Source organism: Rhodothermales bacterium (assembly GCA_041391505.1).
Lineage (GTDB): Bacteria > Bacteroidota > Rhodothermia > Rhodothermales > JAHQVL01 > JAWKNW01.
Genome location: JAWKNW010000022.1, coordinates 37,671 through 52,891 on the forward strand (window position 1 = coordinate 37,671; position 15,221 = coordinate 52,891).

The 15,221-nt window shown below is 64.7% G+C and carries 12 protein-coding genes; 8 read left to right on the plus strand and 4 right to left on the minus strand.

What is annotated here, in order from left to right:
- The first annotated feature begins 55 nt into the window (after nt 1–55).
- Nucleotides 56–553 (plus strand): hypothetical protein, encoded by a 498-nt coding sequence (locus tag R2834_18130; GenBank protein ID MEZ4702258.1) that lies wholly within the window; start codon nt 56–58, stop codon nt 551–553.
- Between the two features lie 117 nt (nt 554–670).
- Here R2834_18130 and R2834_18135 read toward each other — a convergent pair whose 3' ends face one another.
- Complete coding sequence (locus R2834_18135; GenBank protein MEZ4702259.1) at nt 671–2,080, minus strand: sulfatase; 1,410 nt, start codon at nt 2,078–2,080, stop codon at nt 671–673.
- 74 nt (nt 2,081–2,154) lie between these two features.
- Nucleotides 2,155–2,958 (minus strand): SDR family oxidoreductase, encoded by an 804-nt coding sequence (locus tag R2834_18140; protein MEZ4702260.1) that lies wholly within the window; start codon nt 2,956–2,958, stop codon nt 2,155–2,157.
- 351 nt (nt 2,959–3,309) lie between these two features.
- Here R2834_18140 and R2834_18145 point away from each other — a divergent pair, with 351 nt between their 5' ends.
- From R2834_18145 to R2834_18175, 7 genes are all read left to right on the plus strand, one after another.
- The gene (locus R2834_18145) at nt 3,310–3,741 is read left to right on the plus strand and encodes a response regulator (GenBank protein ID MEZ4702261.1); all 432 of its coding nucleotides are present in this window, start codon (nt 3,310–3,312) and stop codon (nt 3,739–3,741) included.
- Nucleotides 3,742–3,934: 193 nt separating this feature from the next.
- Nucleotides 3,935–4,951: a Gfo/Idh/MocA family oxidoreductase gene (locus R2834_18150; protein MEZ4702262.1), complete on the plus strand. Its 1,017-nt coding sequence runs from the start codon at nt 3,935–3,937 to the stop codon at nt 4,949–4,951.
- Between the two features lie 138 nt (nt 4,952–5,089).
- Complete coding sequence (locus tag R2834_18155) at nt 5,090–6,679, plus strand: acyl CoA:acetate/3-ketoacid CoA transferase (protein MEZ4702263.1); 1,590 nt, start codon at nt 5,090–5,092, stop codon at nt 6,677–6,679.
- A 211-nt stretch (nt 6,680–6,890) separates the two neighbouring features.
- Nucleotides 6,891–7,658 carry an enoyl-CoA hydratase-related protein gene (locus tag R2834_18160; GenBank protein MEZ4702264.1) on the plus strand — a complete coding sequence of 256 codons (768 nt, stop codon included), beginning with the start codon at nt 6,891–6,893 and terminating at the stop codon, nt 7,656–7,658.
- A gap of 594 nt (nt 7,659–8,252) precedes the next feature.
- A complete protein-coding gene (locus R2834_18165) occupies nt 8,253–8,567 on the plus strand; it encodes a hypothetical protein (GenBank protein ID MEZ4702265.1) in 315 nt (104 codons plus the stop codon).
- 67 nt (nt 8,568–8,634) lie between these two features.
- Nucleotides 8,635–10,125, plus strand: coding sequence for an aldehyde dehydrogenase family protein (locus tag R2834_18170; GenBank protein MEZ4702266.1), 1,491 nt, complete (start codon nt 8,635–8,637; stop codon nt 10,123–10,125).
- A gap of 120 nt (nt 10,126–10,245) precedes the next feature.
- A complete protein-coding gene (locus R2834_18175) occupies nt 10,246–13,116 on the plus strand; it encodes a hypothetical protein (GenBank protein ID MEZ4702267.1) in 2,871 nt (956 codons plus the stop codon).
- Here R2834_18175 and R2834_18180 read toward each other — a convergent pair.
- Together R2834_18180 and R2834_18185 are read right to left on the minus strand one after the other, a co-directional pair.
- Nucleotides 13,113–13,769 carry a TrkA family potassium uptake protein gene (locus tag R2834_18180; protein ID MEZ4702268.1) on the minus strand — a complete coding sequence of 219 codons (657 nt, stop codon included), beginning with the start codon at nt 13,767–13,769 and terminating at the stop codon, nt 13,113–13,115. The two genes, R2834_18175 and R2834_18180, sit on opposite strands and share 4 nt — an antisense overlap.
- Nucleotides 13,770–13,805: 36 nt before the next feature.
- Nucleotides 13,806–15,197: a TrkH family potassium uptake protein gene (locus R2834_18185; GenBank protein MEZ4702269.1), complete on the minus strand. Its 1,392-nt coding sequence runs from the start codon at nt 15,195–15,197 to the stop codon at nt 13,806–13,808.
- Nucleotides 15,198–15,221 lie beyond the last annotated feature (24 nt).

The following is a 15,221-nucleotide window of genomic DNA, read 5'->3' on the forward strand; positions in this document are numbered from 1 at the left end:
TCTTGCGGACCCTGCGTGCCGCGCTTTTCGCCCACCCCGTAAAACGATACGCACCATGCGTTTGATTACCCTGTTCACCCTCGCTCTGCTGGCCGGGTGCGCCGTCTCGGCGCCGCCCCTTCCCGAGGAAATCGCCTCCACCATTCCGGAAGGCGCCAACACCGTCGAGCTGCACACGGCGATGCCGGTGGACGACCTCTACGAAGAGGCGCGCAATATGCTCGTCAAAAAAGGCTTCAAGATCCGGGACGATGACGACCGGTCCTGGCGCATCGAGACCGAGCCGATGGAAGTGGGCAGCCGGACCGACATGCGCATCACGCTGCGCGCCAGCCCCATCGGGAACGGGTCGCGGATCGAGGCCATCGGCCACTGGTCGTCCGACACCGGCGACGCCGGATTCGCCGGCGCGGGAGCCGGCGTCAGCAGCACCAACGAGAACTGGTACCAGGCCGTGTGGGGCGAAAACCAGCGCTCCTCCAGCGCCTTCGGCCAGCTCGTCCTCATCATGAACGACCTGCCGCACGTGGAAGCGGTGTACGCCAAGCGTTGAAGGGTTGAAGGATCGAGGATCAAGGTTTAAGGGAGCTTCGCCTTTATCCTTGATCCCTAATCCTTGATCCCTAATCCTTGATCCTTGATCCCTAATCCTTGATCCGCCCCCCCCACGTCACGGCCGCATCGCGGCTTCCCCGGTGTGGGGGCGATAAGGACCTCCGTAGCTGTCGCGCAGGGCGTCGCAGCGGGATCGGAGGGTCAGGAGCGTATCGTGGAAGGCGGGGTCGTCCACCAGGTTGCGGGTCTCCATCGGATCGGCGACGAGGTCGTACAGCTCTTCATAGACCGGCTCTTCCTGGAAATACCGCGCATATTTGAAGCGCTCGTTGCGAACCCCCTCGTGCTTGACGATCTGGGGGTGTTCCATGAGGTGCTCGAGGAAAAAATCCGTCCGCCACGTCGCCGGCTCCGGGCCGCGGACGAACGGCGCCAGACTGCGTCCCTGCATCGAGGCGGGCGCCGGCACGCCGGCGAGGTCGAGCAGGGTCGGGGCGATGTCGATGTTGAGGGCCATGGCCTCGGGGCGGCGGCCGGCGGCGGCCGGGGTGCGCGGATCGTAGATGAGCAGCGGGACGCGCAGGGAGAGGTCGTGCGGGAGCCATTTGCCGGCGTAGCCGCGCTCGCCGATGAAGTAGCCGTTATCCCCCATCATGATCACGACCGTGTTGTCGGCCAGACCCAGCCGCTCGAGCGCATCGAGAACGCGCCCCATGGCGGCATCGACCCCGCTGATCATCCGGAAATAGCCTTTCGTCATCGCGCTGGCCTTTTCGGGCGTGTCGAACCGCCAACGCCACCGGTACCGGTTCATGAGCGTATCGGCGCGCAGAAACGCCGGCTGCGACGCCAGAAACGCCGGATCGGAGAGCGGCGGCGTGGGGATTTCGAGATCCGTATAGTAGGTGTCCATGGCCGCCGGCCAGATATACTGCCGCGGATCGCTGTCTTCCGCGTGCGGCGCGTTGAAGCTGAGCGTCAGGGCGAAGGGCGTGCCGGCCGGGTTCGATTCGAGAAAGGCGATGCTGCGGTCCGCCTCGATGTCCGTCAGGTGGCGCTCCGTCCCGTCCGCCTGCTTCTTGAAATAGGGATTGCGGTCCAGCGGCTCGAACACGGAAAACATGCGTTCCGTGGCCCCTTCGGCGGTGACGACGCCGAATTTGCCGATATGGGCCGTACGGTATCCGGCATCGCGCAGCAGCGCCGCGTAGCTGGCGTCGGTGAACGAGGCGTCCAGCGCCGGCGTGTTGAAGGTGAACCGATGGGTTCGCTCGACGACCCCGGAAAGCAGCGTAGCCCGGCTCGCCGCGCAGATCGGCGTCGTGACGAACGCCCGCTCGAACCGGACGCCCTCGCGGGCCAGGCGATCCATCACCGGGGTTTGCAGATAGGGCGTCATGTTGCCCATCATATCGAACCGCTGATCGTCCGTGATGATGAACAGCAGGTTCGGCGGCGCCGGCGGGTTGGCGCATCGGATGGGCAGCAGGAGCAACAGGATGGGGAGAAGTCGGAATAGGCGCATCGCTACAGGAAAAAGAGGAGGGATCCATCCGTGATCGACGGAACCGGGGGATACGAAGAAGGCTGGACGGTGCGTCAGGGCTCTTCCGGGGTGAAATTGACGGTGCGGATCATCTGCTTGAACGTGTCCGGAAAGAGCCGGCTGAAGTACACGTAAAACCGCTCGAAACCGCCAATATATACTTCATTTTTGCCCCGTTCGGCGGCCCAGAGGATCAGATCGGCGCATTTGGCCGGCGACATGCCCTTTTCCTGCCCCTTGTCCATCGTACCCTGGGGGGTCCCGTCGCCCGTCAGCGCGTTGAGCGAGACGTTCGTGCGTACGTACCCCGGGCAGACGACCGTCACCCGGATGCCGTCGCGCCAGACTTCCATGCGCAGGGCGTCGAAGAAGCCGTGGAGCGCGTGCTTCGACGCGGCATAGCCGGAGCGGAGCGGGGTGGAGAATTTGCCGGTGAGGCTGCTCACGGTGATGATATGCCCCCATTTCCGCGCGCGCATCGAGGGGACCAGCGCTTTCGTGAGCGCGATGGGACCCAGCAGATTGGTATCGATCAGCTGCCGGTATACCGCCATCGATGTATCCTCCACCAGCGCCCGCTGACTCACGCCGCCGTTGTTGATGAGAAAATCGACGCGGCCATGCAGCGCGAGCCCCTCGCCGGCGACACGCTCGACGCCCCCGATGTCCGAAAGATCGAGCGGCAGCACCTCGACCCGATCCGGGCGCGCGCAGCGCTGGCGCACCGCTTCGAGCTTCTCCCGGTTACGGGCCGACAGAATGAGGATGGCGTCGCGCTGGCTCAAGTCCAGCGCCAGCGCCTCCCCGATGCCCGACGACGCGCCGGTGATCCAGACAACCTGATCCTTAAAGTACACGTTTACCGTATTTATGGTGGGGATGATTGCGAAAGGTAATCATCCAACAGGGCAAGTTGCCACTTTTCATCCTCGCCCCGTCCCGTGGCCCACCTCCGCGCCCTGTCGCCCTCCCACCGGGCAAATTGGACGATATGTGCCTCTTTTTTACCGATCGGCACACGCGCCCCGCCCCCTGGAGCACGGTCTATCCAGACAAACCCGACGAAGCCAGTCTACGGTGGCGGTAAAATTTAAAGCCCTTTGGATTTAGAGTCGGGGCATGTCAGACGATACACCTACAAACGGGGTAGCTATGCTGCGCCCGGATGTAGAAAGAAGCTTCATGTGCTCTGGCTTACACCCGAAAGTATGGAAACACATCGATCCACGACACCGCCTGAAGTAACGACTGCAGAAGAGCAGGGGTTGCGGATGTTGCTGGTAGAAGATAATCCTATCAACCAGAAAGTCGCGTTGCGTTTCCTGGCGAAGGAAGGCCTGAAGGCGGACGTTGCCAATAACGGGCAAGAGGCGCTCGATCTGTTTGCGAAGCAGACGTATGACATCGTTCTGATGGACATTCAGATGCCGGTCATGGACGGTGTGACCGCCACGGAGAACCTGCGCCGGATCTACGGCGCGGAACGCCCCTACATCATCGCCGTGACGGCCAACGCCACCCCGGCCGACCGCCAGCGCTGCATGGAAGCCGGCATGAACGATTTCGTCACCAAGCCGATCGACGCCGTCAAGCTCATCGGCGCCATTGCCAAGTCGGGTATCGGCCAGCATCGCGCCTGACCCCCGTCGCTCCGTACGCCTTCCCGGTCTCCGCGTCCCGTCCGACGGGACGCGGTGCATGTATGCAGGTCGCATCGCGCCGGCCGCCCCCGCCCCTCCATCCGTTGCGGCTCGCTCGTCAAAAAGGTTCATCAGGTTTTCGGAAGTTCGTGTATCTTCCGGCTGACCCTGCACCAACCCGTTTTGATGAACGATGCCCACCTCTTCTTCGCTCGGCTGGGGCCTGATCGGCGCCAGCACCATCGCCCGTGAGTGGATGATCCCGGCGATCAACGCGCAGCCCGACAGCCACGTAGCCGCCGTCATGAGTTCGAGCGCCGAACGCGGAGCCGCCTACGCCCGCGACAACGGCATTCCGCGCAGCTACGATTCGATCGACGCCCTCCTGGCCGACCCCGAGGTCGATGTCGTCTACATCAGCACCACCAACGAGAAACATCGCGACGAAACGTTGCTCGCCGCCCGCGCCGGGAAACATGTGCTGTGCGAAAAGCCGCTGGCGCTGAACCTGGCGGACGCCCGCACGATGGTCGCCGCCTGCGCAAAGGCCGGCGTGGTGATGGGCACCAATCATCACCTCCGCAACGCCGTCACCCACCGCGCCATACGCCGGCTCGTGCAGGACGGGGCGGTGGGCAAACCCCTCGCCGCGCGCGTCTTCCACGCCGTTTTTCTTCCCGAACACCTCCAGGGATGGCGCATCGCGCATCCCGAAACCGGCGCCGGCGTCATCATGGACATCACCGTCCACGACGCCGACACCCTCCGTTTTGTCCTGAACGACGAAGCCGTCGAGGTCACCGCCCTCTCCGCCCAGCAGGGCATGGGGCATGGCGACATCGAGGACGCCGTGATGGGCGCGATACGGTTCGAGAGCGGGCTCCTCGCCCAGTTTCACGACGCCTTTACCATCAAACACGCCCTCACCGGGCTCCAGGTGCACGGCACCGACGGCTCTATCTACGCCAAGGACGTGATGACGCAGCAGCCCGTAGGAAACCTCTACCTGCTGCGCAACGGCGTGCGCGAGCCGATCGACCCGGGGCCGGCGGAGGACCTGTACGGCCACGCCGTCCGCCGCTTCAATGACGCCGTCTTCCACAACGGATCGCCGTGGGCCACCGGAGAGGATGGCGTCCGCTCCCTCGCCATCGCCCTCGCCGTGCTGGAGTCGACAAAAACGGGCCGCAAGGTAGCCGTTGCGCGTTGAGGTAACGCTCCGTTTTTGTCGTCCCAACGAAAGCGGGGATCCATGCAAGGCCTGTTAGTTGCAAAGGTCCCGGATCAAGTCCGGGAGAACGGACAGCAAGGTCGCCATTAACCGTTAAACCTCGATCCTTAAACCTCCGTGTCCTCCTCCAAACTCCTCACCCTCGACCAGGCCGCAGCGCTGATCCCGGACGGCGCCGTCGTCTCCACCAGCTCCTCCAGCGGCCTCGGCTGCCCGGACGCGCTCCTGCGCGCCATCGGGAAACGCTTTGAAGCGGAAGGATCCCCCAGAAACATCACCTCGATCCATCCCATCGCGGCCGGCGACATGTACGGGATCGATGGGATCGACCATATCGCGCGGCAAGGACTGCTGAAACGCGTCATCGCCGGCTCGCTGCCGAGCGGTCCATCGAACAGGCCTTCGCCTAAGATCTGGCAGATGATCTACGCGAACGAGATCGAGGCCTACAACATCCCGAGCGGACTGCTCTTCCATATGCACCGCGAGGCCGCCGCGAAACGCCCCGGGGTGCTCACCAAAGTGGGGATGGAGACCTACCTCGACCCCCGGCAGTCCGGCGGCAAGATGAACGATGCGACCACCGAGGACCTCGTCCGCCGCGTCGAATTCGACGGCGACGAGTGGCTTTACCTCCGCTCCATCCCGATCGATGTGGCGCTGATCCGGGGCACCACGGCCGATGAACTCGGCAACATCTCGATGGAGCACGAGGGGGGGTACCTGGGGGGGATGGACCAGGCGCTGGCCGCCCGCAACAACGGCGGGATCGTGATCGCGCAGGTCAAGCAGATCGCGGCCGCCGGCACCCTGCCGGCGCAGTCGGTCCGCATCCCCGGCATCCTGGTCGACTACCTCGTGCTGGACCCCGACCAGATGCAGACCACCCAGACCCCGTTCGACCCGGCCATCAGCGGCCTCATCCGCCGGCCGGCGGATGCGTTCGACCCGGTCCCGTGGGGTACCGACAAGATCATCGCCCGCCGCGCGGCCATGGAGCTGCGCGCCGGCGAGGCCGTCAACCTCGGCTTCGGGATCTCGGCCCTCGTTCCCCGAATCCTTCTCGAAGAAGGGCTGGGGGATGCCGTCACCTGGGCCATCGAGCAGGGCGCCGTTGGTGGCATCCCGCTGCTCGGCTTCCAGTTCGGCTGCGCCGCGAATCTGCAAACCATCGTGCCGTCACCCGACCAGTTCACCTACTTCCAGGGTGGCGGGTTCGACCGGACGTTTCTGTCGTTTATGCAGATCGACGCCGACGGCAGCGTCAACGTCTCCAAACTCGCCGCCAAGCCGCACGTCACCGCCGGCGTGGGTGGGTTTGTGGATATCACCTCGAACGCCCGCCGGATCGTGTTCGGGGGGTATTTTACGGCGGGAGGATTGGATCTCGCCGTCGAGGACGGGAAACTGGTCATCAGGAAGGAAGGCAAGGCCCGGAAGCTGGTGCCGGCGGTCGAACAGGTCTCCTTCAGCGGCGCCCGCGCCCGCCGGACGGGGCAGGACGTGACCTACGTTACCGAACGCTGCGTCCTCCGCCTGGAGCCTGACGGCCTCACCGTCACCGAAATCGCCCCCGGCATCGACCTCCAGACGCAGGTCCTCGAGCAGGCCGACATCCCCCTGCGCGTGAGCCCGGCGCTGAAGCTGATGGACGAGCGACTGTTTCGGGAGGAGAAAATGGGGCTGAAGATAGGGCAAAGGGCATAGTGAAAAAGGCAAAATGTCCTTATGCCATGTCATCTCGACCAAAGGCCCGATTCATCGGGCCGCAGCGGAGAGGCCTCCAAAATCAGGAGCTGTGCGCAGCTCAGGGAGGTCTCTCCGCTCCACCGCCGGCAAGCCGGCGTTTCCGGTCGAGATGACAATTCCCCAACCCCCATCGCTATCAGCTATTCGCTATTCGCTAATCAAGACTCTCATGATCTCCCTCTCCCTCACCGCCCCCATCGCCACCCTCACCCTGAATCGGCCGGAGAAACTCAACGCGCTGACGATGGAGATGCTGCACCAGCTGGAGGCCCATATCGCGGCGCTGGAGGAGGCGAAGGACGTGCGGGTGGTGCTGCTGACGGCCGCCGGCGAACGGGCGTTCTGCGTCGGGGCGGATATTCATGCGTGGGCGGCGCTGGGGCCGCAGGATATGTGGCGGACGTGGATCCGCGTCGGCCATCGGATCTTCGACCGGCTGGCGGCGCTGCGGATGCCGGTCATCGCCGTGCTCAACGGGTTTACGTTTGGGGGCGGATTGGAACTGGCGCTGGCGGCGGACATCCGCCTCGCGGCCGAGGAAGCGGCATTTGCGCTCCCGGAAGTGGGCCTCGGCACCGTGCCCGGCTGGGCCGGCACGCAGCGGTTGCCGGCGGTGGTGGGTGTGGGGCGGGCGAAGCAGATGATTTTTGCCGGCGAACGGATCTCCGCCACGAAGGCCGAGGCATGGGGGCTGGTGAACGAGGTGCATCCCCGCGAAAATCTTCTCGCCCGGGCGCAGGAACTGGCCGAGACCATCGCGCAAAAGGCCCCGCTTGCGGTGCAGATGACGAAGCAGTTGGTGGATGGAGGATTGGGCAGGAACGCCGGCGTCACCCTGGAATCCCTCGCCAGCGGCCTCGTGGGTTCGTCGGAGGATGCGGCGGAGGGGCTGGCGGCATTCCGGGAGAAGCGGGAGGCTCGTTTTAAGGGCGTGTGAGCCTTGGAGAGACGCTCCGGCGAGGCGCCTCTACAGAAAACCATGTCGATCGCGCGCTACGAGCTCTTTTCATCGCTGGTTTTACCCAGGCTGGACAAGGCACCACTTTTCACCCCGCGATCATGTTCAGTTCGCCCCTCTTCGATACACTTCTCCGAACATATCCTTTTCGCGTCACGAAGCGCCAAAGAGATTTGTTGATCGGCGTGCTCGACAGAACCTCTCATCCAATGTAGCGTAGACGCTACAATGTTTAATGGCGTTACCGATCAGGCCTCGCACACTCGTCGTTTACGTCACTGACGCTGGCCGGGTGCCTTACAACGAATGGCTCGAACACATTCGAGACATTCGCACCCGCGCGCGTATCCGCCGATACACGGACCGTTTGGAGACGGGAAATTTCGGCGATCATCGAAGTGTGGGCGCCGGAGTACTTGAGATGCGGCTGTTTTTCGGATCAGGTTATCGTATCTATTTCGCGGAAGACGGCGAATCGGTAGTTGTGTTGTTGTGCGGAGGCGACAAAAGCACACAGGATCGGGACATTTTGCAGTCGGTTGCCTATTGGGCCGATTACCAAAAGAGAACAACATGAAACCATCCACACCCTATCACGCCACCTTGATCGATGCCCTGAAAAACCCGGAGGAAGCGCGTGCCTACCTGGAAGTTGCTATCGAGGAGTTCGAGGCGGATGGGGACAAGGAGCACTTCCTGGTGGCTTTGCGCAACGTGACCGAGGCACAGGGCGGCGTTGGCGCGCTGGCGCTCCGCACCAACCTGAACCGGGAGCATCTGTATCGGGTGCTCTCAAAAAATGGCAACCCGCGCCTGGACAAGATCGCGGCCATTTTACAGGGGCTCGGGTTCAGGTTGTCGGTGGAGTTGATTTCGCCGGCGGGATGATTCCACATACGGATGCTTTTTCGACCGCACATCGTATACTCCCTCGACCAACCAACCCCGCAACCCCATGTCACTCCCCGCCACCCCCTACACCTACCAGATGCTGATCGCCGGCCAATGGGTCGAGGCACGCAGCGGCAAACGCTACACCTGGAACAGCCCCGCGCACGACATCGCCGTGGGCGACTACCCCGAGGCCGGCGCGGAGGATGTCGACGCCGCGGTCGCTGCCGCCCGCAAGGCGTTCGACGAGGGGCCCTGGCCGCATACGTCCGGCGCCGAACGGGCGAAGATCCTGCAAAAGGTAGCCGATGCCATCCGCGACGACGCGGGGGAGCTGGCGCGGATCGAGGTCCTGGAAAGCGGCAAACCCATCTCCCAGGCGCGGGGCGAGATGGAGGGCACGGCCGGCCTGTGGGAATACGCCGCCACCCTCTGCCGGCATCTATACGGGGACACCTACAACAGCCTCGGGAAGGACATGCTCGGCCTGGTCCTGCGCGAACCCATCGGGGTCGTGGGGATGATCACGCCGTGGAATTTCCCCCTGCTGATTATCTCCCAGAAACTCCCCTTCGCCCTCGCCGCCGGCTGCACGGCCGTGGTGAAACCCAGCGAATGTACGCCCGGGACGACGCTCCGTCTCGGCCAGATCCTGATGGACGCCGGCGTGCCCGAAGGGGTCGTCAACATCGTCACCGGCTTTGGCAACCCGGCCGGCTCGCGCATCGCCGACCATCCCGACATCGACATGATCTCGTTTACGGGATCGACGGCGGTCGGCAAAAAGATCGTCGGGGCCTCGCAGGGCAACCTCAAGAAGGTGTCGCTCGAACTCGGCGGCAAAAACCCGCAGATCGTGTTTGCCGATGCCGACCTCGAGGCCGCGCTCGACGCCGTCGTCTTCGGGGCCTATTTCAACATGGGCGAGTGCTGCAACGCCGGCAGCCGGCTGCTCGTCCACCGCGCCATCGCCGAATCGTTTACGAAGTCGGTCTACGAGCGCGCGCGGACCGTCCCGGTGGGCGATCCGCTCAACGAGGACACGAAGGTGGGCGCGATCATCAACCAGGCGCAGTTCGACAAGATCATGCACTACATCGACGCCGGCCGCGACGCCGGCGCCGATCTGATGCTGGGCGGAAACCGCAAAACGACCGTCCAGGGCCGGTTTATCGAACCGACCATCTTCCAGAACGTAACGGCGGAGATGCCGATCGCGCGTCAGGAGATTTTCGGTCCGGTCCTGTCGGTCATCCCGTTCGACACGGTTGACGAAGCCATCCGGATCGCCAACAGCACGACCTATGGGCTCTCGGCGGCGGTATGGACCCGGAACGTCGACAACGCCTTTCAGGTCGCCCGCGGCGTGCGCGCCGGCACGATCTGGATCAACACGTACATGGACGGATACCCCGAGTTGCCGTTCGGCGGGTACCGGGAGTCCGGCCTGGGCCGCGAACTGGGTCGATTCACGCTGGACGAATTCTGCGAATTAAAAACCGTCCAGTTACACCTCGGGCCGCGGACGAACTGGTGGCACAGGCAATCACCCTGAGTGTCTTCCGAGCAGCCTCCCAACATGTCATCCCGAGCAGCCTCTCGATGGAATCGGGAGGCTGCTCGGGATGACGTTAGAATGGGGACGGCTCGGGATGACGTCAAAAAAAGCATAGGCATGGCTCAACGGATCCTGATCGCGATCATTCTGGGTTGGGCGTTGCCGGCGGCGGCCCAGCCATCGGATGCCAACCTGCTGCAATCATTCCGGTGGCGCAACATCGGGCCGGCGAACATCGGGGGGCGGGTGGTGGACATCGAGGCCGCCGAGGCGGATTTCGCGACGGTCTATCTAGCCTCCGCCTCCGGCGGCGTGTGGAAATCGGAAAATGCCGGCACGACGTGGACGCCCATCTTCGACCACTACGGCTCCGCCTCCATCGGCGATATCGGGCTGTTCCAACCCGATCCGAACATCCTCTGGGTGGGCACAGGCGAGGCCAACAACCGCAACAGCGTCTCCTGGGGGGACGGCGTCTACCGCTCGACCGACGGCGGCGCCACCTTCACCCACATCGGCCTGGCCGAGACCGACCACATCGCCCGGATCCTCACCCACCCCGCCGACCCCGACCTCGCCTACGTCTGCGCCACGGGGCCGCTCTGGGGCTATACGGGTCGCCGGGGCCTGTTCAAGACGTCCGACGCCGGCGCCATCTGGATCCCTCTGACCGACGGCCTGCCCGACGACGGCCGCACCGGCTGCACGGACGCCGTCATGGACCCGTCCGATCCCGACATCCTCTACGCCGCGTTCTACGAACGCCTGCGCCGACCCTGGCACTTCCATAGCGGCGGGCCGAACGGCGGCATCTTCAAATCCACCGACGGCGGCGTAACCTGGAAGAAGCTGACGCGCGGCCTGCCGGCCGGCGATACCGGGCGGATCGGGCTCGCGATCTACCGCGCCGACCCCGACATCCTGATGGCCATCGTCGAGGCCGAAAAATCGGACGACCTCGACCTGCCGGGCTCGGGCATCTACAAATCCACCGACGCCGGCGAAACGTGGACCTACCTCAACACCTACAACCACCGCCCGTTCTACTACAGCCAGATCCGCATCAACCCGCAGGACGACCGCCGCGTCTATGTGCTCACGACGAACTTCATGGTGTCGGACGACGGCGGCGTCACGTTCCGCAACGGCAGCGAGGACCAGGAGGTGCACGGGGATTTTCATGCGCTCTGGCTCGACCCCTCGAATCCGGATCGGTACTACCTCGGAGCCGACAAGGGCGCGTCGCTCACCCACGATCACGGCCGGCATTTCCAGCTGTTCGACAACCTGCCGATAGGCCAGTATTATCGGATCGGGGTGGATATGCGGGACCCGTACTACGTCTATGGCGGGCTCCAGGACAATGGCGCCTTCGCGACGCCGAGCTTTGCGCGCGAGGCGCGCGGCATCCTGAACGACCATAGCTGGAAACTGCACTGGGGCGACGGGCAGGACGTGCAGGTGGACCCGACCGACTGGCGGACCGTCTACACCTCGATGGAAAATGGCGCGACGTTTCGCTACGACGCCCTGACCCATGAGATGACAGCCATCCGGCCGACGGCCGCCCATATCGTCAACTACGCGGCGTCGATCCCGGAAGACGAACGCGAACGGGGGCTGGAGTTCCGGTTCAACTGGTCGGCCCCGCTCGTGATGTCGCCCCTGGACCCGCGGACGCTGTACGCCGGCGCGGAACGCGTCTTCATGACTTCCGACGGCGGGGAGACCTGGCGCATCATCAGCCCGGACCTGACCACCAACCACCCGGTCAAGTCCGCCCGCGGCCGCAGCGGAGGCCTGACGCCGGACAACACAGGCGCGGAGCACCACGGCACCATCACCACGATCGCGCCGTCCCCCGTGAGTCCGTCCGTGCTCTGGGCCGGCACCGACGACGGGAACGTGCAGGTCACCCGCGACGGGGGCGCCGCGTGGACGAACGTCCGCGCCAACCTCTCCGGCGTGCCGGACAGCGTGTGGGTGAGCCGGATCGAGGCCTCGCACTTCGACGCCGGCACGGCCTACCTCGCCTTCGACGGACACCGGAGCGACCTCTTCGAACCCTGGATCTTCAAAACGACGGACTACGGGGCCACCTGGGAAAACATCGCCGCAAACATCCCGCCGCACCATGTCGTCCGCGTCGTCCGCGAAGACCTCCACAATCCGAAGCTGCTGTTCGCCGGCACGGAGTTCGGCGTTTTCGCCTCACTCAACGGCGGCGCCCGCTGGACGGCGCTGGAGAACGGCCTGCCCACCGTCGCGACGCTCGACCTGGTGATCCATCCCCGCGACAACGACCTGGTCGCCGGCACGCATGGCCGCAGCCTCTGGATCCTCGACGACATCAGCCCCCTGCAGCAGCTGAACGACGTCATCCTGGCGTCGGACGCGCACCTGTTCGAGCAGCCGCCGGCGACGATCTGGGAGAACACGAGCCGCGGCGGGCAGCGGGGACACTTCTGGTGGGCCGGCGAAAATCCGCCCGAGATCGTCAACATGTCGAGCCTGCCCCGCGCCGGCTTCCGGAGCGCCGCCATCATCAGCTATTTCATCGGGCGACCGATGGAGAGCCCGGTGAGCCTGGAAATCGTGGACCCCCGCACGGGCAACAGCCACCGCGCCACCCTGGAAGGGCGTCCGGGCATCCACCGCTACCGGTGGGATCTGGCGTTCGACCCCGAGTGGCTGACGGACGAGGAACGCGAGACGGCCGAACGGGCCTTTTCGCAGATGTTATCCGAAACGGACCACGAGCAGCTTCGGGGCGCCTACGACCGCTTTCGCCGGGCCGACTCCCCGCGCGCCCAGCGCCAGGCGCTCCAGATCCTGAGGTCGGGCTTCTTCGACGCCGGCCTGGGCGAAGCCTTCGACCTGCCTACCGCGGGTCCCGGCGAATACCAGCTCCGGCTTCGCATCGACCGCAGCGTCTGGGAGAGCCGCCTCGTGGTGCGCGCGGACCCGCTGTCGGACGCCGGCCGCTAGCGCAGCCGAGAGAGCCGTTCGAGGTTCTTTTCGTTGCCGGCGACGAGGAGGGTATCCGATTCGAGGAGCGCCGTGTCCGGGTCCGGCGGCACCCGCATCGTGTTGGTGAGCACGTCGTGCACGGCCACCACCGATACCTTGAAATGCTCCCGCAGCGACAGGTCGCGGAGCGTTTTCCCCTCCCAGTCGTCCGGCACCGCCATCTCCTGCAGGCTGACGCCGTTCCCCAGGTTGACGTAGTTGAAGACCGTTTTCCGGGCGAGGCGCGTGCCCAGGTTCAGGGCGGCCTCGCGTTCCGGGAAGATCGATTCTGTGACGCCCATCCGGGACATGACGCGGGCATGATCCTTTGAAACCACCTTCACGAAGATCTCCCGCGTCTCCAGGTCGCGCAGCGCCATTGCCGCGAGGATGCTGGAGGTGATGTCGTCGCCGGTCGAGATGATGCCGGCGTCGCATCCGCGTGCGCCCAGCCGATCGAGCGTCTCGAGCACGCGCCCGTCGCCGACCGCCGCGCGCGTCACGTGTGCCGCCATCCGGTCGACGGCATCCTCGTTCATATCGATCGCGATCACATCGTGGCCCTGCACGTACAGCGCCTCGGCGACGCTCGACCCGAAATTTCCCAGCCCGACGACGATAAACCGTTTCATAGATCCACGTGGGTTATTTCTGAACAGACCTGCGCGTCAGCCGACGAGCACTTCCTCGTAGGCGTAGCGAAACCCGCCTACCGGTTCCAGCGCCCGTCGCGCCAGCGAGGCCGCGACCGTCAGCAGGCCGACGCGGCCGACGAACATGAGCGTGATGATGGTGAGCCGGCCGGTGACCGTGAGGTCGTCCGTCACCCCCATCGACAGCCCGACCGTGTTGAACGCGCTCACCGTTTCGAACGCATAATGCAGAAACCCCTGATGCAGCCGCGCATCCGTCGTTTCCGTTGAGGTAAACACAAAGATCGTGGCGGTGATGATGACCGCCGACAGTGCGAACAGGCCGACGGCCCGCTGCGTCGTTTCGGGGGGGATCGAGCGGTCCCAGATGCTGACCACCTCGCGTCCGCGGAGCCGGCTCCACGCCTGCAGCGCGATGAGGGCGACGGTGGTCGTCTTGAGCCCGCCCGCCGTCGACCCCGGCGAGCCGCCGATCGACATGAGGATCATCGTGAGAAAATTCGTGCTGTCGGACGCCTGGGCATAGTCGATCGTGTTGAATCCGGCCGTGCGGGCCGTCACGCTGATAAACAGGCCGTTGAGCACGCGCGCCCAGGCCGGCAGGTCGGTCAGCGTATTGTCCCACTCGAACAGGGTAAAAAACACCCAGCCCCCGCCGATCAGCAGCCCCGTCATCGTCAGCACCATCCGGGAGTGGAGGGTCATCCGGAAGCGCCGGCCCGACTTCCGGTACAGCATCAGTTCTTCGAGCGTCAGAAACCCGATCCCGCCCACCACGATGAGGCTCATGATCACGCCCTGCGTGAAGGGGGCCTGCTGATAACCCACCAGCGAGTCGGAAAAGACGGAAAAGCCGGCATTGCAAAACGCGCTCACCGAATGAAACAGCGCCGGCCACCAGGCATCGACCGCCCCCATCTCCGGGAGCCAGAACAGAAAGAGCAGCGCCCCCCCGACGAGTTCGATCAACACGGTGAAGACGATGACGCTGCGCACAAGCTGGCGATAATCCACCTGCGGCGCGACGTCGAGGGTCCCGGCAGCGAGCTGTTCGTGACGCAGCGAGAGCCGGCGGCCGAGGGCGACGAGCACGACCGTCGTAAACGCGATGATCCCCAGCCCGCCCAGCTGGATGAGCACGAGAATGACACCCTGGCCGAACGGGGTAAAAAAGGTGGCCGTATCGACCACGATAAGCCCCGTGACGCAGACGGCGCTGGTGACGGTGAACAGGGCATCGAGCAGGCTCAGCCGTTCGCCGGCATAAACGCCGGGCAGCCCTTGCAGCGCCGCCACACCCAGCACGATGAGCAACAGAAAGGAACCGACAAACAATTGAGGCGGGGAAAGTCGGCGCCAGATCGAATCGTGCCGGCGCATGCCCGGATTCCAGAGCTCGGATCGCATAGAGGCCTCGAATGATTCGACTCC

What these genes read in the sequence shown, in the direction of transcription:
- R2834_18130 (MEZ4702258.1), top strand. Translation starts at nt 56, where the DNA reads ATGCGTTTGATTACCCTGTTCACCCTCGCTCTGCTGGCCGGGTGCGCC.
- R2834_18135 (MEZ4702259.1), bottom strand. Translation starts at nt 2,080, where the DNA reads ATGCGCCTATTCCGACTTCTCCCCATCCTGTTGCTCCTGCTGCCCATC.
- R2834_18145 (MEZ4702261.1), top strand. Translation starts at nt 3,310, where the DNA reads ATGGAAACACATCGATCCACGACACCGCCTGAAGTAACGACTGCAGAA.
- R2834_18150 (MEZ4702262.1), top strand. Translation starts at nt 3,935, where the DNA reads ATGCCCACCTCTTCTTCGCTCGGCTGGGGCCTGATCGGCGCCAGCACC.
- R2834_18160 (MEZ4702264.1), top strand. Translation starts at nt 6,891, where the DNA reads ATGATCTCCCTCTCCCTCACCGCCCCCATCGCCACCCTCACCCTGAAT.
- R2834_18165 (MEZ4702265.1), top strand. Translation starts at nt 8,253, where the DNA reads ATGAAACCATCCACACCCTATCACGCCACCTTGATCGATGCCCTGAAA.
- R2834_18170 (MEZ4702266.1), top strand. Translation starts at nt 8,635, where the DNA reads ATGTCACTCCCCGCCACCCCCTACACCTACCAGATGCTGATCGCCGGC.
- R2834_18175 (MEZ4702267.1), top strand. Translation starts at nt 10,246, where the DNA reads ATGGCTCAACGGATCCTGATCGCGATCATTCTGGGTTGGGCGTTGCCG.
- R2834_18180 (MEZ4702268.1), bottom strand. Translation starts at nt 13,769, where the DNA reads ATGAAACGGTTTATCGTCGTCGGGCTGGGAAATTTCGGGTCGAGCGTC.
- R2834_18185 (MEZ4702269.1), bottom strand. Translation starts at nt 15,197, where the DNA reads ATGCGATCCGAGCTCTGGAATCCGGGCATGCGCCGGCACGATTCGATC.